Consider the following 18,501-nt stretch of genomic DNA (forward strand, 5'->3'; position numbering starts at 1 on the left):
GTTATTTTTTAATTAGCTGTTAGCTATTTCGATTAATAATAAAACCAGCCAGTTCTTGTAGTGGCTGACTATTATAAGGTATTTGTTTTAGACTATCGATAGCTTGCCGATAAAGTTGTTCGGTGAGTTTTATTGCGTTATCAAGTCCAACTAATGCAGGATATGTGCTCTTTTCATGAGCAAGGTCTGATCCTTTCGGTTTGCCCATAATTGATTGTTCACCAATGATATCTAAAATATCATCTTGAATTTGAAATGCCAGTCCAATTGCTTCGGCGTACTGATCAAGCATTAGGTAATAAGGTTTTGCAATTTCACCGCATGCGAAAGCGCCTAGACGGATGGATGCTTTGATTAATGCTCCAGTTTTATAACAATGTATTTTTTGCAAATGTTCAATATCGATTTGTTGATGTGTCGCTTGTAAATCTAGTGATTGTCCAAGGCACATACCAGCAACACCACTAGCATGAGCAAGCTCGGTTATCATATTAATTTTAGCTTCTGCATCAATGAGCTTACTTTTTGACAACAACGAAAAGGCTAAACTTTGCAAAGCATCGCCAGCAAGGATTGCTTCAGCTTCACCAAATTGGATGTGGCAAGTTGGTTTTCCACGGCGTAAATCGTCATTATCCATGGCAGGTAAGTCATCATGAATCAATGAGTAAGTATGAATAGATTCGATAGCTGCTGCGGCTTCGTCTAATTTAGAAAGTGAGCAATTAAACATTTGACCTGTCAAATAGACCAAAATAGGTCGTATTCGTTTTCCTCCTGCTAGCAAGCTGTACTCCATTGCTTGTTGAAGTGTGGATGGTTCGATTTGCGACATGCAAGCAGTTAAAAACGAATCAATTCGTTGTTGTAATGGTTTTAAACTATTCATTATCATCAATTAAGAATTCTGACAGTTCGGCGTCACTATTTTCAGATAATAAAATCTGAATGCGTTGCTCGGCTTGTTGTAATTGTTTTTGTCCTGTTTTTGCTAATTTAATTCCTTTTTCAAACTCACTTAGTGCTTCATCTAATGGAAGATCACCATTTTCTAGTTGAGTTACGATAGTTTCAAGTTGCTTAAGTGTCTCTTCGAAACTTGGTTCTTTGTCTTGTTTTTTGGTCATATTCAATTCCTCTTTACATTCGATGAGTATACACTTATTTCAAATAATCGTGAATCAAGGCTTTTACTTATTTATCATAATGTAATGTTTATCATAATGTAATGCTAAAATATAATTTACAACTAGTTAAATGGTTCAATGCGTGTTAACTCATTAGCAATGTACTAATTGATTTATTCACTCTCATCATTTTTATTATTTGACTCTTCCATTGAAAGTGAGGCGATGTCCGGATTAATCGGTTTTTTAACTTCAATACCCATTTCACGGAATCGTTCAATTTGTCCTATAACGTTGCCACGACCTTTTGATAATTTATTCATGGAGTTTTGATAAGTTTGTTGTGCTTTGTCTAAACAACTGCCTAGGTTTTCCATATCTTCAACAAAGCCCCGCATTTTGTCGTAGAGTTTGCTTGCTCTATCAGCAATCAGTTCGGCGTTACGGTTTTGATACTCAAAGCGCCATAAATTGTGGATAGTTCGTAATGCAACTAACAAGGTGGTTGGGCTGACTATCATAATGTTACTTTTTAAGGCATCATTGATTAATGCGGGATCATTATCGATTGCACTTAAAAATGCAGGTTCGACAGGAATAAACATCAAAATATAGTCTAATGAATTAATACCAATAAGTTTATGGTAGTCTTTTTGACTAAGCTGTTTTAAATGATTACGGACCGCAGCTAAATGTTCAGTCATCGCTTTTGCTTTGACGGTTTCGTCATCACTATTAAAATGTCGTTCATAGGCGACTAAGGTGACTTTGGAGTCAATAACCACGTCACCGCCTTGCGGTAAATGAACAATGACATCAGGCTGTAATCGTTGGTTGCTTTCATTGGTTAAGTTGACTTGAGTTTCATATTCATAACCTGAGCGCAATCCTGAATTATCTAAAATCTGGCTTAAGATGAATTCTCCCCAGTTTCCTTGGGTTTTGTTATTGCCTTTTAATGCATTGGTTAGGTTGGTTGCTTCTTTGCTCATTTGTTCATTAAGCTGTTGCAAGTTACGAATTTCATGGGTTAATGTGTGGCGTTCTTTAGCTTCTTGCCCAAAACTATCTTGAACTTGTTTTTTGAAACCTTCTAACTGCTCTTTAAGTGGTGAAAGTAAAAAATCAAGGCTCTGTTTATTTTGTTGTTCAATCTTTTTACCACTGTGTTCAAAAATACGATTGGCCAGGTTTTCAAATTGAGTCGTAAGCCGTTGTTCGCTTTGTTCTAGTATAGTTTGACGTTCTTGTGTTGCACTTAATGTTTCTTCTAAACGAGTTTTGAGTTCGCTAATTTTGACGTTTTGTGCCAAATTCTGTTGTCGATACAGTTCTAACTCATGCTCTAATTGTTTTACTTGAGTTGTTAAAGTTTGGTTTTCTTCCTTTTTTTGTAACAATTGCAGATCAAACAGTTGATGTAAATTATTAATCGTTAGTTGAGACTTTATAATTAACACCAATAAAATTAAGGCGAAAATGCCAATAATAATGGTAAACCATCCACTTAGTCCTAAAGTGCTGAACATGATTAAGCCCTTTCAAAAGTAAATGAAATGACGTCATCTAAGTTGTTGCTTTCTAAGGCGAGCATAATTAAACGATCTAACCCTACGGCAACGCCTGCACAGTCTGGTAGTCCTGCTTCCATTGCGGCTAGTAGCTCAATATCAATATTTTGTGGCGGTAGATTTTGGTTAGCGCGATCTAAATTATTTTGTTCAAAACGCATGCGTTGTTCTTGTGGGTTAGTGAGTTCTTTAAAACCATTGGCAAGTTCAACACCTTTATAATAAAACTCAAAACGGCTAGCAACACGATGATCTTCTGTGCTGATAGCGGCTAATGCGGCTTGTGATGCCGGAAAGTTAAATACTGCAACAGGTTTATCTTTACCTATATGGGGTTCAACGCCAAAAGTAAATAAGCATTGGAGTAATCCATCTTTATCATAACTATCTGTATTAATCCCAATATCAAGTTGTTTGGCAGCATTGATTAACGTTGTATGATCCGCTTCTAAAGGGTCGATATTAAGATGACGCTGAAATGCCTTTTGATAAGAAATTCGTTCAGCAGGTTCACAATCTAGAATGGTTTGTAGTAAGTCATCGACTTCATTGATCATTTGCATCATATCAAATTGGATACGATACCATTCAAGCATGGTAAATTCAGGATTATGATAACGACTGGTTTCTTCATGATTGCGGAAACATTTGCATATTTGATAAATAGGACCACTACCAGCGGCAAGTAAACGTTTCATATGGTATTCAGGGCTAGTAATTAATGACATTTTTTGCCCTTGTTGTTCGTCGAGTTCCCCTGGTTTTAAATATGTAGTGTGGAAAGAACTTAAATATACGTCTGTTACAGCATATTGGCTTAAGGTCGGCGTTTCGACTTCTAATATACAGCGATCAGCAAAAAATTGCCGTACTTGAGAAGTAATTTTTGCGCGCTTAAGTAAATTGTTAATAGATGCAGAAGGTTGCCAAGTCATAAAAAATATCCATGGAATTTGATTATTACTAAAAAAGAAAATAGGGCAATAGCCCTATTTTTTATTGTTGGCGTTCATTTTGCCATAAAGTGAATAGATTGTCGTATTTTTCTTGCTGTTGCCAAATATGACGATGTAAAGTTGAAAGAATAATAGGATCTTCTAAAATCGCTAACTGTTGTTCTTTACTTATTTTTTCTAAATCTATTTGTTGATACTGAGCAATAAGCTCATTGCGTTTTTGTTGGTTTTTATTATTAACTCGATGCCGTGATGTTGATAATGCACAAGCAAGCGCATTATAGATAGGATCGACTAACGCCATCACAAAACCGTGTTGCATAAAAGCCGCTTCGGTTTTAACTAGATATTCACCCGTCAGTGTGACTGCTTTTGCAGGGTGGGTTTCTTCCGGTGTTAAAAATAATCCTAATTTTTGGGCTTTCATACCAATACTTGAAAGTCCTGATACTCTAATCACTAAAGGGGAAATAGTTAAAGGTATTAATATGGCAATATACCAATAAGTAAATTGTGGATTTAACCAGATAATCACCCATAACCACACAATACCTAATAATGATAGTGGCCAACAAAAATAAAATGACTCGCCCCATGTTAATGCATCGTCACTTCGAGATGGTGATTTCCATTGAATTTTACTTCCCATCCATGCTTTAAGTACAAATTTACTATGAAAGATCATACGTATTGGTGCTAAGATCATTGACCAAATCATTTCAATAAATATTGATAAAGTTAATTTAAATATGCCACCAACATCTTTTGCCCCAGTTCGGGCTATAATAATGCCATAGCTAAAGAATTTTGGTGCAAATAGCAAAACCATGGTGGTGGACAGTAGCTGAATCGCCAATTGTTCATCCCATCTAGGCCAAGTTGGATAAAATTGGTTTGGTTGGAAAAAATATTGAGGCTCAGAAATATTAAATACCAATAACAATAGTGTTGAAAATATTAAAAACACTAACCACAATAATGATGAAATATACGCCATACCACTGGTTGCAAACATGACTCGGTGTGTTAATTTTATGCCACTTTTAAAGATTAGTCTTAGATTGATTAAGTTACCCATACACCAGCGGTTATCACGTTTAAGATCTTCAATCATATTACCAGGTAGTTCTTCGTAACTACCATTCATATTATAAGCAATCCAAACGCCATAACCAGCACGGCGCATTAGTGTTGCTTCAACCAGATCGTGCGATAAGATGTGTATTGGACCTTTTCGTTTTTGCAGTGGCGATAGTATGCAATGCTCAATAAAAGGTTTTAAGCGAATCATTGCATTGTGTCCCCAATATTGTGCTTCGCTTAGCTGCCAAAAGTGTGTGCCAGAGCAAAATATATCACTATAAATCTGGTTGGCAAATTGCTGAATCCTTCCGTAAAGTGTCGTCATTCTGACCGATTTTGGCGGTGATTGCAAAATGCCGGCTTTAGGGTTCATTTCCATCATGGCGATCATTTTTAATATACAATCACCTGTCATAATGCTGTCGGCATCAAGGATCATCATGTATTCGTATTGATGCCCCCAACGACGGCAAAAATCATCAATATTACCACTTTTACGTTTAACTCGGCGTTTGCGATGACGATAAAAAATATTGCAGCCATTTTGTTGTTTTGTCGCATTAAATTCAGCCCATGCTTTAAGTTCGTTTACATAAAGATCGGGATCATTTGTATCACTTAAAATATAAAAATCACAACAAGCCGCATGACCTGTTTCAACCAAGGATTGATAAGTGGCTTGCAATCCCGCAAATACTCGAGCGACATCTTCATTGCAAATTGGCATAACAAGTGCGGTTCGATGTTTAGTATCAATATGTGATGCCGGATCATTAGAAATAGCAATAGTATAACGGTCTTTACCCATTACCGCTAATATTAGCCCCATAATGCTGGTCCAAAAACCAATTGAAATCCAGAAAAATAAAATAGCAAATAGGACTATAATTGCACCTTGTATAATATAAGGTATTATGCTGTAAATGGCTAATTCAGGATTGATATCCCAATTGGCCATAAAATTGATTTTTTGCCAACTTTGATAAGGTAGTAAAGAAGCAAGGTAAGTGGTTCCGTAATATGTTTGTACGGCAATAAGTGCAAACATAATAAGACGACGAATGATGGCAAGAATATTGATGCCATGTTTTGACTTGGCGGTATAGCGTTGGTTCCAGATTTGAGGTTGAATTGAAACACGGTCAACTTCAGGGTAACTTGGCTGTTGCCTTCGCTCATCAATAAAAGAAGTCGTGTCACCGACTTGATTTAAACGATATTTTAAAAAATTGACATCGTCAGGCGATATTGCATTGTTTTCTGATTTCTGACGCCAAAGCTCAGCGTCAGAAAGATTGGCAAAGTAATCTTTTTTCATATTTTTATCATATTATAATAATTATTGTGCGGGATATTGCCCACTCCACGTTTCAGAAATCACTTTATTGGTTTCTTGCGAAGCGAGTTGCACGCGAATATCAGTTGCTTTTTTACTGTCTTCAACATTGAAGCGAACAATGACCCGCCAGCCTTTAATTTCCGGATTATATTGTGCCTCAGAACTGACTATAGAACCATTGTTCATACTTGAAATTACTTTAACTGGCAATTTTTCTGATAACTCAGGGCCTGCAAAGTCGATTACATAAGCATTAGAACCGTCAAGTTTACGAATCAGGTTGGCTTGTTTTATATCACCAAGCGATAAACGTGTGCTAACCGCTCTTGCAACATCGTTAGGATAACGCTTATTTTCATTTAATGAATAATGTAAGCGATATTTTATGTCAAGCATATCGCCCTCTTTGTATTGCTTTTCAGGCACCCAAAATGCAACGATATTATCGTTAGTTTCGTCAGCGGTTGGAATTTCAACTAATTCAACTCGACCTTTTCCCCAATTTCCCAAAATTTCAGTCCAGACACTTGGTCGTTTTTCATAGTGATCATCAAGATCTTGATAATCATCAAAGCCTTTATCTCGCTGAATTAAACCGAACGCTTTGGGGTTCTCTAAGCTATAGGATGAAAACGATAAACGCTTAGGATTATTTAATGGACGCCAGATCCACTCGTTATTATTAGCTAAAATTGACAGACCATTAGAATCATGCATAGCTGGACGATAGTTTAGTAATGGAGAGGGTTGATTAGGTCCAAATAAAAACATACTAGTTAATGGAGCAATACCCAATTTTTTTACCGAATTACGGAAAAAGATTTTTGCTTGCATTGTGATAGTCGTATCCACACTTGGAATCAGTGTAATTTTATAAGCACCGGTGACACTTGGTGAGTCGAGCAAAGCATAAATAACTAAGTGTTTTTGATTGGCTTGCGGTCTTTCAATCCAATACTCTTTAAAACGAGGGAACTCTTCACCCGACATTTCCCCCGTATCAATGGCAAGCCCTCTAGCTGAAAGACCATAGTGTTGATCTTTACCTACGGCACGAAAATAACTACCTCCGAGAGCTGAAAATATTTCATCGTCAGTTTTTGTTGGGTTATTGATTGGATAATGAATTTTAAAGCCTGCAAAGCCAAGGTCTTTAGTTTCAAGTTTATCAAGATTGATTTGGCTTAGATCAAAATAGCTAGGGTCATATTGGATTGGGTTAACTTGATTATCAACAATTTCATTGATTTTTATTGGAATATCAAAGTACATTCCTTCGTGATAAAATTCAAGTTTAAAACGGCTCTTTCGATCTCCCCAATAAGCCTTTTGATGATTAAATAGAATTTTTTGATAATCCGCAAATTGTAAAGATGACAATTCATTGGGAATATTTTTAGACGGTTGAACGTAATTTTTTTTTGATAATTTTTCAGCTTTTGCAATCACATCATCAAACGAAAAAGCCCACGAAGAAAAGCTAATGCAAGAAACGCAAGCCACACAAAGCGCCTTGTAAATTAGTTTTTTATTAAACGAATTATTGGGTAATAAATTGTACATAAAGACTCGCATTATTATCTAAAAATATTAAAGTAGTTGATAATATTATCTTTTGGGTTATTCAAGCATTCTTCAACATAATCAACTTTCATTTCTTGAAGGATGCTAGGGTTTTCTTCGATCAAAAATAGAGAATAGTTATCCTTGGTTACTTTTGTTTGTAAGGATAATATATCTTGAGCAGACATTTTAAATTTCGGTTGAAAATACTGTGTTATTTTATCTGTATCTTTTGTATAAATTGCTTCAATAAAATCAGCCGAGGATTGACAATAGTTTTTAATATTGTTTTCAGTTGCCTTTATTTTATTCAATTCAATATCGTGTTGGGCTTGGTTTTCTTCTACCCACTTTTTAAGTTGCATATCATATTTTAACTTATAATATTCACTTAAGTAAAAGTTCAAAACACAGGACGATTGGTTATTATCGCCTTGACAATTTAAAATGCCATGCTTGATGATATAGTTATCAAAGTTTTTGCTACCAACAAATTGAATTAATTTATTTTTTGCATCAACAATATAAGGGTTATTTATTTCTGTTTGTTGTTTTAATAAAGATATCTGATCCACCTGTGATATTGTTTCTTTGTTTTTTATTGGTGAAATTTTTTTTGCACAACTTGCCACAAGAATAGAAACAATGGCGCATACAAGGATATTACTTATTTTCATTTATCAAATTCCATGAACATATTCTTGAATATAATTTTTAAAGTAAATAACTTTACTATTAATATCATGCATTATTAGCCATAATAATACGACTAACGACTATTGTTGCGAAAAATTATATACTCTTATTGTTTCAAAAACACTAGCAGATTAAACTAAATTTATAAAAAGCGTATTATATATTAGGTATAGTTGCTTTTTTAATGTTTACATATTTTTTTATTATCTACTGTAAATTCAGATTCATGAGCAACAGAAGGTTTAAATTTACCTTTTGCTTTTAAAAAGGCAATAAGTTGCTCAGCATTCATGTCAGACTGAGAACAAGTATGAAACCTTGCATCTGCTCCAAACTTGTCGTTGATAGCATTAAGTAAGGAAGCTTCCGTGTAACTATTTCCGTCCATCATATGCAATACTTCATGTCCATGAATTGACATTATCGCCCCCCAAGTTGTTGTTGATTTAGATTTTAAAATTTATCATTTTGAGCCGTGAAAGATAGCAGATATTTTTAATAAAAAAAAGGGGGGGAAAGATTAAAAAATATTGTTAATTTGGGTTTGACTTGCCCTGATTTATATCGGGGCAAGCAGTGGTGGTAAAGTCTGTAAGTTCAGATAAAAATAAACTTATTTTTTACCTTCATCAGCAAACTTGGCGATGATTGATTGATTTTGGTTTTTAACTTGGCGAATAATAACAGTAACGATATCAGCAAGTTTATAACACACCTCATCTTTTATTTTGATAGTGCCTTCATCTGGATATGGTGTAATCTCTTCCTTGATTGGGTGAATCATTGAAATTGGCACAAAAGCAAAGGCACCGATATCGCATAAACGTACACGTGCCCCGCCACGATTGATATCGACAATTTCAGCCGAGTAACTTTGATCGATTTTATTTGCTAAATATTGAGCATAAAGGTTTTCGGTCATATCACGTTCAGCAAGCCGTAACATTTTACGCCTTTCATTCATACTTTTTAGGTGCTCTTTATCTGGCGTAGTTAATTCTTGTGAGCGGATATATGCTTTTATTAATCGATGGTTAACCATATCGCCATATTTACGTATTGGTGATGTCCATGTTGCATAGGCATCAAAGCCCAAGCCAAAATGGGGTTGTGGTTCAATTGAAAAATCAGCAGGACTTTGGAACTTACGAAGCTTGGTTGCTAAAAATGGTTCATTATCTATAATACGTCGTAATTTAATATAACCGTCAAAGGATAATAGCGATTCTTTATCAAATTCAGAAATTCCGTTGTCGTTTAAAAATTTTACGACTTGCTCGATATATTTATTATCAAAACCAGAATGAATATTAAAAATCCCAAAACCAATGTTAGTTTGTAATTGTAACGTTAAAGCCTGATTGGCAAGAACCATGGCCTCTTCAACGATATGATTAGCAATTCGACGAGTTTCTTTAATTATTGATTTTACTTGGCGGTTTTCATCTAGTTCAAAACAATAATCACCGTTATCTTTAAAAACCAATGCATGGTTTTGTCGCCATGTGATACGAATTTTAGCTAAGTCAGCTAACCAATGAAGTTGCTGTTTAATAGTAGGGTCACTGGTTGCCAATTCGCCATTATTTTCTAAAAAATCAGAAACATTATTGTAAACTAGCTTAGCCTTTGATTCGATCCAAGCCGGCATAAAGGTTGTATCATCGTTAATAATATTGCCAATATTGTCAATGCGCATTTTACAGATCATTGCAGGGCGTTTTTGATTGGCCTTTAATGAACAGAGTTCATTGGCGAGCTCTTTGGGAAGCATAGGGATATTAAAATCAGGTAAATAAGTGGTAAAATTCCTAGTTTTGGCCACGTTATCAAGTTTGCTATCTTGTAAGATATAAGCTGTAGGATCAGCGATAGCAACCATTAGTTGATAAAAACCCTGTTCATCTTTAGAAACCGCAATAGCATCATCCATATCTTCGGTGTTTTCACTATCGATGGTAAAAAAGTGAATATCGGTTAAATCTTGACGGTTATCAAGTTCTGTATCACTAATAGTTAATTCATTGGCTTGAGGGGAATGTGTTTCTAAATCATAGCGTGCTAGAGTTTTTAACCAAAGTTGATAAGGTGAATTACCGTCGGCAACAAAACGAGTAACCTCGGCAAAAAAATGTTTAGTTTCTTTTTGTAAAGGATGAGAAAGTAACGTTGCAACAACCCAATCGCCTTCTTTTAGTTTTTCACTAACCTGCTCGTTTATTTTGCAACGAATAGCAAAATGAGTAGGCATGTTTTCAGGGTAAACAACCATTGCACGATCTTGAAAGCCTATTTTGCCAATAAATTTTTGTAAGCTACTTTCGATCAATAATTCGGGTTCAAAAAATTCTTTATCGTTATTACTGATAATTGATCCTGAAATTTTGTCGCCATTACAAACCGTTTTCATTTTAGCAACTGGGATAAAATAACTTTTTTTACTATCGGTATCTAAAAAACCAAATCCTTTTTCATGAGCTCGAACAATACCTTCAATGCGAGGGGTCTGTTCGTGGAGTTCTTGTTTTAATTGTGCAAGTAGAGGGTTATTTTGAAACATATGGCTTAACACTAGTTAAAAAGTTGGTGTTAAATTCTATCATATTTATACAAATTATGGTTATTGAATTAATCGGTGATGGTATTGAAAATAGACGTATAATAATGCCACTTAAATAATGAGTTGAATTAAAATATGAAATTAAACTATAGATTACAGGGTAATGGACAACCGATTGTATTTTTGCATGGGGTTTTTGGTAGTTTAGATAATTTAAATATGCTAGCAAAAGAGTTTGCAAAGCATTATCAAACCGTGCAAGTTGATTTGCGTAATCATGGGTATTCGCCTTGGTCTGATAAAATGGACTATCAAGTGATGGCCGAAGATGTGGCCGAACTTTGTCATGATTTAAAGTTAAAAGAGATGATATTAATTGGTCATTCTATGGGCGGAAAGGTTGCTTTGCGATTGTCACAACTGCTCTCTAATGATATTCAAAAAATAGCCGCAATTGATATTGCGCCGATAAAATATTACCGCTCAGCCAATGCGATTATTCTAAGAGTATTAACTTATTGTCTTACAAACCATATTACCGATAAAAAACAGATCATGGATTTGATGAAACAAGCCGGCATTAATGATGCAATCATTCTTTTTTTATTAAAGTCGTTTAAAAATGAACGTTGGTTATTTAATGTTCAAGCTATTAATGATCAGTATGAACATATTTGTGATTGGCAAATAATTTCGCCTTGGTTAAAACCAACGTTATTTATACGAGGTGGCAATTCAACTTATATTACGGATGATGCTTATCAAGCTATTTTTGATCAATTTCCTAACGCGAAAATCGAAGTGGTTGAAGGCGCAGGGCACAATGTCCACGCCGAAAAAACGCAACAAGTTTTACAACTTTTGCATAACTGGTTAGGTGACTAAATGATGTTTAATTGATAAATATTAATGTAAATCACAAAAAAAGCGCTGTTGCTTGACGACTTGTTTATTCGGTGTGCTAACTGTTATCACCACCATTTTACACTGGGCATTATAGATTTTGTTTGTGATCTTATATTGCCAACCAGAAGGGATAATTTTGTGGCTAGTATAGGGATAACTATCAAGTAGCTGAAACGCAATTTTATTGGCACGTAGATTGTTGGCAAAATAGCGATGTTTATTGAGTAATGTTTGTTGGTAATTAATAAAACCCAACATAATAATTGAAAATAGTAGTGTAGCTATCATGACTTCAATCAGACTAAAGCCAGCAAAATTTTTATTATTCACAATAAATAGCCTTTTTTTCAGGGCAATAGTCGAGCCAATGGCCTTTTTCAACAATCAATCGATTATTATCAAAATGTGCAAGCGTATATAGAAAATAGTCTTCATCTTCGGCTTCGCCTCGGACTAATACATAATTATCAACTTTTAATAAAGATCGCTTTATACAGGCCTTTAAATGGTACGTTGGTTCGGTCATACAATGCCAATTAGCCTTAGGGGCTTGCCAATTTTGAGTTATTGCCCAAGTTAAAGATGAATTAGCTTGATTAAATTGCCGATAATATTGATTTTCTATTAAGATGGCTTTTTGCCACGAGCAAATAAGTAAATTGAAACCAATTAATAACACCAACCCAACAACCATCAAAATGATCATCATCATAATGGTGCTAAATCCAGACGAGGCGGGGTTTGAGTTAAAATCGATTTTCATTTTTGATAATTTCAGTGGTGTGATATTTAATTTGCTTATTTTTTATTAATTCTGCTGTAATTGATAATCTAATCGCATCAGGCAGTTGTTTTATTGCAAAATAGGTAATTTTGATTTCATTTGAATCAAATAAATTTTCCCACTTGTTCCCAAAACAATTTAATGATCCTGTTCTATAGGCTATGTTGTTTTCTTTATAGCGATAGGTAAAAACATCTGATTTCATGGGGTTTTCAATGTTCCAAACCCAAGAATTGCGGATTTCACTGTCATATCGAAGGATAATACATTTCATCCGTTCATTAATTTCAATCGCTTTGGTTGTCATTTTTTGAGGATCATTTGCAATAAAACCTGCTCGCTTGATATCTTTTTTCATGCCAGCTAATCCAAGATCGATTGCCTGCTGTAAACGTGTTTTTTGGTAATATTGCATAATATTGGTTTGTAATTGAATATAAAATGACGTCATTCCCATAATAATAAGGCTAGATAATATGATGCTAATAAGCATTTCAAATAAGGAAAATCCAGCTATTTTTAACATGGTGGTAGGCCAGCTATATGACTGTTTTCTGCGCAAAAACGAATGCGCCCAAGAAAGGAAACAAAAACTCTGCTGGTACCTATTTTATTTTTTAATTGAAAAGACATCGTTTGTGCTAAGTTACGGCGTCCTAAAATTAAAGCGTCTTTATTGTTTGATAGTTCACTAATTTCAACAGAATTATCTGGTTTTATAAAATAAAGCACACCTTCATTACACGAGGTGGGTTTTTCATCTTGAGTAATTGCGATGCACCATGGTGATGTAAATTGGTGAATAATATAATTTTCATTTTTAGTTGAAGCTTTTACTTGAACTTCATATATAAAATAAGCCAACTGTTTAGTTGTGGATGCTAACTCATTTCGAAGTTGTTGCTCTTTCCAATGTTGAATGCCAATAGCGGCTAAAATAGCGCTAATGCAGATAGTTATTAACAATTCTAGTAATGAAAATCCCAAATCTTGCATAATATTGTCTTGGTATATATCACAATGGTTGTAGAGTATATTTGAATAAAACAATTGATTATTTTTTATTCTTGATTTGTGATACATTGCTCAAATAAATTGTGTTTTTTTCGTTAATACTTTTCTTTTTGTTTTGATGAAAGGTTTATTTAAAAATTACGCCAAAAAGCGGTCAGAAAAGGTATTGATTTTATTGAAGTTTTTGTTTTTCCGTTTTCAAGCTAAATCAAACACTTACACAACCTAAGCAAAGTGCCGGCAACTAACAAATCAACAAAACCGCGAATAGAGCACTTTAATAACAGTCATTTAACCACTCAAAAAGTGGTCAGAAAAGATACTGATTTTATTAAAGTTTTTTTTGCTATTTTTTTAACAAAAATCGCCTTATAAAAACACAATAACCCTTCCAAAAAACGATGGTTATGTTGTTTGTCCTATTCCGGCGTCAGAATGTGCCGACAACAGAGCGAGGTTAGCACGCCAAACAGGGATGTTTGGCGAGGCTATGCTTCGCTGGGAGCGAATCATAGCCGGTGCGTTAAGACCGAGCGACGGCGGAGGGCAGCCGCAGGCCACATTCTGCAGCCAAGCGCGGGATTGCTAAGGGAATTCGCTTTAATTTCCTTAGCTCGGACGTGGTCACGAGAGCTATTTTATTCACCCAAGGTCAAAACGTCCGAAATCACCGCACCCAATTCATTCTATTAACCAAAACAAAAAGGCCTGATTTTTCGCTAAAAATCGGTCAGGAAAGGTATTGATTTTATTAAAGTTTTTATTTTTCTGTTTTTTGTAATTTCCTATTACTTTACTAAGATTTCGATTGTTTTTGATTGATTGGATATTGATTGTGGTGTTTTGATTAAACCACTTAAAAAGCGAGGAATATTATATTATACTGTTTACTCATTTATTCTTTGCCAACGGATTTATAAGTTAAAGGAAATTAGAGATGCAACAATTACAAACAATTATTGAAGCAGCATTTGAACGACGTGCTGAAATTACACCATCAAATGTGGATACCGTAACTCGTGATGCAATCAATCAATGTATCGCTTTATTAGACAGCGGTAAGATGCGTGTCGCCGAAAAAATCAATGGCGATTGGGTGACTCACCAATGGTTAAAAAAGGCTGTTTTGCTCTCTTTCCGTATTAACGAAAACCAATTAATCAATGGTGGGGCGACTAACTATTATGACAAAGTACCATTAAAATTTGCTGAATACGACGAGTCAAGATTTCAACAAGAAGGTTTCCGTGTTGTTCCATCTGCTATTGCTCGTAAAGGGGCTTATGTTGCTCGTAATACTGTATTAATGCCATCTTATGTCAATATTGGTGCTTATGTTGATGAAGGTACTATGGTTGATACATGGGTAACTGTTGGTTCTTGTGCACAAATTGGTAAAAATGTTCACCTGTCAGGTGGTGTGGGAATTGGTGGTGTTTTAGAGCCGTTACAAGCTAACCCAACAATTATTGAAGATAACTGTTTTATTGGTGCACGCAGTGAAATTGTTGAAGGTGTAATTGTTGAAGAAGGCAGCGTAATTTCAATGGGCGTGTTTATTGGTCAAAGTACTAAAATTTACGATCGTGCAACGGGCGAAGTTCATTATGGACGTGTGCCAGCAGGTTCTGTGGTTGTTTCTGGTAATTTACCAACCAAAGATGGTAAATATAGCCTCTATTGTGCGGTTATTGTGAAAAAAGTGGATGCTAAGACTTTAGGTAAAGTTGGCATCAATGAATTACTTCGTACTATTGATTAATTTTACATTTGTTTTTTTAAACCGCTTAACTTGTTAGGCGGTTTTAATATTATTTTATAACCATTAAGTTTATAACCATTAGAAGAGGAGAATTTATGCCTTCTTTTGATATCGTTTCTGAAATCCAAATGCCTGAAGTTAAAAATGGCGTTGAAAATGCTACTCGAGAGCTAACCACCCGTTGGGATTTTAAAAATGTTGAAGCATCGTTTGAGTTAAATGAAAAAAATGAAACGATTAAAGCAACGAGCCAATCTGATTTCCAAGTACAACAATTACTTGATATCTTACGAGATAAACTTGCTAAACGTGGTATTGATGGTGGTGCACTTGAAATCCCTGAAGAAATGGAGCACAGCGGTAAGCTTTATAGTATTACGGTTAAACTTAAGCAGGGGATTGATAAAGAGTTAGCTAAGAAAATTGTAAAAGCAATTAAAGACAGCAAAATTAAAGTACAAGCCCAAGTGCAAGGCGAACAAGTTCGTGTGACAGGTAAATCACGCGATGACCTACAAGCGACGATGGCGTTAGTTAAAAACGGCGAATTTGGTCAACCATTCCAATTTACTAATTTTAGAGATTGATGCTTTTTGTGAGTAATATTGCCGATATTTATCGGTAATATTATCTTTTCCAACTAATTGTTTACCTTCATTTTTGTAAAGAATTTTAAATAAAATAAAGAAAGATTAAGAAAAGGCCTCATTTTAAGCATGATTGTTTATAAAATAAAACGATAGTGCTTTAAAACTTATACATAAGTAGCTTAAAGAGCAAGATTTTTTTTGATGAATACGTTATGCTATTTACTTGTCTATCCTCTTAATTATAACAATATTTATTATGATAAAAAAATTAGCTCTATTTTTATTTTTTCTTGTCTTTTCTGGTCCTTTATTTGCGCAAGAACTAAATGGCAAAACAAACGCAGAAAAGAAAGTCTTTATTGATAATCTATTATCAAAAATGACGATCCAAGAAAAAGTGGGGCAACTGCGTTTAGTCAGTGTTGGTGGTGATCTAACATTAAATAAGGTACTTGATCAAATCGAAGCAGGTGAAATTGGCGGTATTTTTAATACTATTGTTGAGCCAGATCTTTCTCAAATGCAGGAACGAGCTTTAAAATCCCCTAATAAAATTCCTCTCTATTTTGGATTTGATATCATTCACGGTCATCGAACCGTGTTTCCAATTAATTTAGGTATTGCATCAACGTGGGATCGTAGTGCGATAGCTAAAGCTGCTGAAGTATCAGCCGATGAAGCAACATCGGATGGATTAAACATTACTTGGGCACCGATGGTTGATATTACACGCGATCCAAGGTGGGGCCGTGTGTCAGAAGGATTTGGTGAAGATCCTTATTTGACATCAGAGGCGGGACGAATTTTTGTTGAAAAAATGCAAAAGCAGTCGCTTGCAGATAAAAAATCTCTAGTTACTACTGTAAAACACTTTGCACTCTATGGTGCAGTTGAAGGCGGACGTGAATATAATAGTACGGATATGAGTGAACGTAAAATGTTCCAAGAGTATCTTGTGCCTTATAAAGCCGCAATTGATGCTGGTAGCCGTGCTGTGATGGTTTCGCTTGTGAGTGTTAATGGTATTCCTGCGACGGCAAATCATTGGTTATTAACCGAAGTATTACGTAATCAGTGGCATTTTGATGGCGTTGTGGTAAGTGATCACGGGGCGATACGTGAACTGATTAATCATGGTGTGGCCAGTGATCCGAAAGATGCCGTGCGAGTTGCGATTAAAGCGGGTATTGATATTAGTATGAACGATGAATACTTCTTACAATTTTTACCTGAATTAGTTAAAGAAGGGGCGATTACCGAAGATGAAATTAATCAAGCTTGCCGTCATGTTTTAGAGTTAAAATACGATATGGGGTTATTTAGTGATCCTTATCGCAATTTAGATCCGAAATTAAATATTGAAACGATGTTTGCTAACGATCGTTTGCATCGTGAGGAAGCGCGTGATGTGGCTCGACGTAGCATTGTTCTATTAAAAAATAACAATGAAATTCTACCATTAACTAAGAATAAAAAAATTGCAGTTATAGGTCCATTAGCTGATTCACAACGTGATATTTTAGGTAGTTGGTCAGGAGCAGGGCGTGCTAATTTGGCGGTAACGCCATTAGAAGGCATTAAACGTGCAGTTAATAATTCAAAATCAGTAAGTTATGCATTTGGTGCTAATCTTTCAGATGATGCAAATTTGTATCGATTTTTAAATTTATACGGAGAAACCACCAAATTTGATCATAGATCAGCGAAACAAATGATTACCGAAGCCATTGGTATCGCTAAAAAATCGGATGTTGTAGTTGCTTTTGTTGGCGAAGCTGAAGGTATGGCTCATGAATCATCAAGTCGAACAAATCTTTCTTTGCCCGCAACCCAAAAACAGTTACTTAACGCATTGAAAAAAACGGGTAAACCGTTGGTTATTGTCTTAATGAATGGTCGTCCATTAACGTTATCTGAAGAATATGCACAAGCTGATGCTATGCTTGAAACGTGGTTTTTAGGAACGGAAGGTGGTAACGCTATTGCTGATGTGTTATTTGGTGATTATAACCCTTCAGGAAAGTTGCCGATGTCTTTTCCTGATAATGTTGGACAAATCCCTGTTTATTATAGTCATTTAAATACAGGACGTCCAAGAGGTACTGAAAATATGGGCAAATATACGACGTCGTATTTTGATAGTCCAAATGATCCGTTATTTCCATTCGGTTTTGGTTTAAGTTATACCAACTTTGCAATGGACTTTTCATTATCGAGTTCTGAAATGAACAAAGATGGCGAAATTATTGTTAAAGTGAATGTTGAAAATATCGGTAATAAAGAAGGGATGCAAACGGTGCAACTTTATTTGCAAGATGTGACAGCATCAGTAAGTCGCCCTGTTAAAGAGTTGATTGGTTTTGAAAATATTAATTTAAAGCCTCATGAAAAAGGCGAAGTTGAGTTTGTTATTAAATATGACATGTTAAAATTTTGGAATGATAAAATGGAATATGTTGCAGAACCAGGAAAATTTAATGTGTTTATTGGTAGTGATTCAAGAACACAAGATAAGAAAACCTTCTCTTTGCTTGATAAATAAATTTTAAT

General features: G+C 35.0%; 17 protein-coding genes. 4 read left to right on the plus strand and 13 right to left on the minus strand.

All coding sequences use genetic code 11. From position 1 onward, the window contains the following. Positions 1-19: 19 nt before the first annotated feature. The 9 genes from ispA to GQ596_RS04225 form a co-directional block, all read right to left on the minus strand. The gene (gene ispA, locus GQ596_RS04185; protein WP_160400427.1) at positions 20-895 is read right to left on the minus strand and encodes a (2E,6E)-farnesyl diphosphate synthase; all 876 of its coding nucleotides are present in this window, start codon (positions 893-895) and stop codon (positions 20-22) included. After that, complete coding sequence (gene xseB / locus GQ596_RS04190) at positions 882-1,127, minus strand: exodeoxyribonuclease VII small subunit (protein WP_160400428.1); 246 nt, start codon at positions 1,125-1,127, stop codon at positions 882-884. Before xseB ends, ispA begins: the two co-directional genes overlap by 14 nt. A 173-nt stretch (positions 1,128-1,300) precedes the next feature. Beyond that, the gene (gene rmuC, locus GQ596_RS04195) at positions 1,301-2,656 is read right to left on the minus strand and encodes a DNA recombination protein RmuC (RefSeq protein ID WP_160400429.1); all 1,356 of its coding nucleotides are present in this window, start codon (positions 2,654-2,656) and stop codon (positions 1,301-1,303) included. Positions 2,657-2,658: 2 nt separating this feature from the next. Next, entirely contained in the window at positions 2,659-3,633 is a 975-nt protein-coding gene (epmA, locus tag GQ596_RS04200; protein WP_160400430.1) for an elongation factor P--(R)-beta-lysine ligase, read from the minus strand. Between the two features lie 61 nt (positions 3,634-3,694). Next, positions 3,695-6,055: a glucans biosynthesis glucosyltransferase MdoH gene (gene mdoH, locus GQ596_RS04205; protein ID WP_160400431.1), complete on the minus strand. Its 2,361-nt coding sequence runs from the start codon at positions 6,053-6,055 to the stop codon at positions 3,695-3,697. A 21-nt stretch (positions 6,056-6,076) separates the two neighbouring features. Beyond that, the gene (locus tag GQ596_RS04210) at positions 6,077-7,639 is read right to left on the minus strand and encodes a glucan biosynthesis protein G (RefSeq protein ID WP_160400432.1); all 1,563 of its coding nucleotides are present in this window, start codon (positions 7,637-7,639) and stop codon (positions 6,077-6,079) included. Positions 7,640-7,653: 14 nt separating this feature from the next. Beyond that, a complete protein-coding gene (locus GQ596_RS04215) occupies positions 7,654-8,316 on the minus strand; it encodes a hypothetical protein (RefSeq protein ID WP_160400433.1) in 663 nt (220 codons plus the stop codon). Positions 8,317-8,516: 200 nt separating this feature from the next. Then, positions 8,517-8,756 (minus strand): YecH family metal-binding protein, encoded by a 240-nt coding sequence (locus tag GQ596_RS04220; RefSeq protein ID WP_202113735.1) that lies wholly within the window; start codon positions 8,754-8,756, stop codon positions 8,517-8,519. 192 nt (positions 8,757-8,948) lie between these two features. Next, complete coding sequence (locus GQ596_RS04225) at positions 8,949-10,895, minus strand: exoribonuclease II (RefSeq protein WP_160400434.1); 1,947 nt, start codon at positions 10,893-10,895, stop codon at positions 8,949-8,951. A 135-nt stretch (positions 10,896-11,030) separates the two neighbouring features. Here GQ596_RS04225 and GQ596_RS04230 point away from each other — a divergent pair, with 135 nt between their 5' ends. Further along, positions 11,031-11,780: an alpha/beta fold hydrolase gene (locus GQ596_RS04230; RefSeq protein WP_160400435.1), complete on the plus strand. Its 750-nt coding sequence runs from the start codon at positions 11,031-11,033 to the stop codon at positions 11,778-11,780. A gap of 21 nt (positions 11,781-11,801) precedes the next feature. On the opposite strand, the gene GQ596_RS04235 is transcribed toward GQ596_RS04230, so the two are convergent. The 4 genes from GQ596_RS04235 to GQ596_RS04250 are packed head-to-tail and all read right to left on the minus strand — an operon-like array spanning position 11,802 to position 13,581. Next, the gene (locus GQ596_RS04235; protein WP_160400436.1) at positions 11,802-12,131 is read right to left on the minus strand and encodes a prepilin-type N-terminal cleavage/methylation domain-containing protein; all 330 of its coding nucleotides are present in this window, start codon (positions 12,129-12,131) and stop codon (positions 11,802-11,804) included. Beyond that, entirely contained in the window at positions 12,124-12,564 is a 441-nt protein-coding gene (locus GQ596_RS04240; protein WP_160400437.1) for a DUF2509 family protein, read from the minus strand. The genes GQ596_RS04235 and GQ596_RS04240 overlap by 8 nt, the downstream gene beginning before the upstream one ends. Then, on the minus strand, positions 12,548-13,111 hold the full coding sequence (locus GQ596_RS04245) for a prepilin peptidase-dependent protein (RefSeq protein ID WP_160400438.1): 564 nt from the start codon (positions 13,109-13,111) through the stop codon (positions 12,548-12,550). Before GQ596_RS04245 ends, GQ596_RS04240 begins: the two co-directional genes overlap by 17 nt. Continuing rightward, positions 13,105-13,581, minus strand: a complete 477-nt coding sequence (locus GQ596_RS04250) for a prepilin-type N-terminal cleavage/methylation domain-containing protein (protein WP_160400439.1) — start codon at positions 13,579-13,581, stop codon at positions 13,105-13,107. Before GQ596_RS04250 ends, GQ596_RS04245 begins: the two co-directional genes overlap by 7 nt. A 955-nt stretch (positions 13,582-14,536) precedes the next feature. Here GQ596_RS04250 and dapD point away from each other — a divergent pair. The 3 genes from dapD (at position 14,537) to bglX (ending at position 18,493) form a co-directional block, all read left to right on the plus strand. Beyond that, on the plus strand, positions 14,537-15,361 hold the full coding sequence (gene dapD, locus GQ596_RS04255; RefSeq protein WP_160400440.1) for a 2,3,4,5-tetrahydropyridine-2,6-dicarboxylate N-succinyltransferase: 825 nt from the start codon (positions 14,537-14,539) through the stop codon (positions 15,359-15,361). A 95-nt stretch (positions 15,362-15,456) separates the two neighbouring features. Further along, the gene (locus GQ596_RS04260) at positions 15,457-15,948 is read left to right on the plus strand and encodes a YajQ family cyclic di-GMP-binding protein (protein WP_160400441.1); all 492 of its coding nucleotides are present in this window, start codon (positions 15,457-15,459) and stop codon (positions 15,946-15,948) included. Between the two features lie 259 nt (positions 15,949-16,207). Beyond that, positions 16,208-18,493 carry a beta-glucosidase BglX gene (gene bglX, locus GQ596_RS04265; RefSeq protein WP_160400442.1) on the plus strand — a complete coding sequence of 762 codons (2,286 nt, stop codon included), beginning with the start codon at positions 16,208-16,210 and terminating at the stop codon, positions 18,491-18,493. Positions 18,494-18,501: the final 8 nt, after the last annotated feature.

The organism is Gilliamella sp. Pra-s60 (genome assembly GCF_009795755.1).
In the GTDB taxonomy this organism is placed as follows: domain Bacteria; phylum Pseudomonadota; class Gammaproteobacteria; order Enterobacterales; family Orbaceae; genus Gilliamella.

Bases quoted from the DNA above. Each gene is read 5' to 3' on its own strand.
- GQ596_RS04260 (WP_160400441.1), top strand. From the start codon at position 15,457: ATGCCTTCTTTTGATATCGTTTCTGAAATCCAAATGCCTGAAGTTAAA.
- mdoH (WP_160400431.1), bottom strand. From the start codon at position 6,055: ATGAAAAAAGATTACTTTGCCAATCTTTCTGACGCTGAGCTTTGGCGT.
- GQ596_RS04215 (WP_160400433.1), bottom strand. From the start codon at position 8,316: ATGAAAATAAGTAATATCCTTGTATGCGCCATTGTTTCTATTCTTGTG.
- GQ596_RS04225 (WP_160400434.1), bottom strand. From the start codon at position 10,895: ATGTTTCAAAATAACCCTCTACTTGCACAATTAAAACAAGAACTCCAC.
- GQ596_RS04240 (WP_160400437.1), bottom strand. From the start codon at position 12,564: ATGAAAATCGATTTTAACTCAAACCCCGCCTCGTCTGGATTTAGCACC.
- GQ596_RS04245 (WP_160400438.1), bottom strand. From the start codon at position 13,111: ATGTTAAAAATAGCTGGATTTTCCTTATTTGAAATGCTTATTAGCATC.
- epmA (WP_160400430.1), bottom strand. From the start codon at position 3,633: ATGACTTGGCAACCTTCTGCATCTATTAACAATTTACTTAAGCGCGCA.
- bglX (WP_160400442.1), top strand. From the start codon at position 16,208: ATGATAAAAAAATTAGCTCTATTTTTATTTTTTCTTGTCTTTTCTGGT.
- dapD (WP_160400440.1), top strand. From the start codon at position 14,537: ATGCAACAATTACAAACAATTATTGAAGCAGCATTTGAACGACGTGCT.
- xseB (WP_160400428.1), bottom strand. From the start codon at position 1,127: ATGACCAAAAAACAAGACAAAGAACCAAGTTTCGAAGAGACACTTAAG.
- GQ596_RS04230 (WP_160400435.1), top strand. From the start codon at position 11,031: ATGAAATTAAACTATAGATTACAGGGTAATGGACAACCGATTGTATTT.
- GQ596_RS04220 (WP_202113735.1), bottom strand. From the start codon at position 8,756: ATGTCAATTCATGGACATGAAGTATTGCATATGATGGACGGAAATAGT.
- ispA (WP_160400427.1), bottom strand. From the start codon at position 895: ATGATAATGAATAGTTTAAAACCATTACAACAACGAATTGATTCGTTT.
- GQ596_RS04210 (WP_160400432.1), bottom strand. From the start codon at position 7,639: ATGTACAATTTATTACCCAATAATTCGTTTAATAAAAAACTAATTTAC.
- rmuC (WP_160400429.1), bottom strand. From the start codon at position 2,656: ATGTTCAGCACTTTAGGACTAAGTGGATGGTTTACCATTATTATTGGC.
- GQ596_RS04250 (WP_160400439.1), bottom strand. From the start codon at position 13,581: ATGCAAGATTTGGGATTTTCATTACTAGAATTGTTAATAACTATCTGC.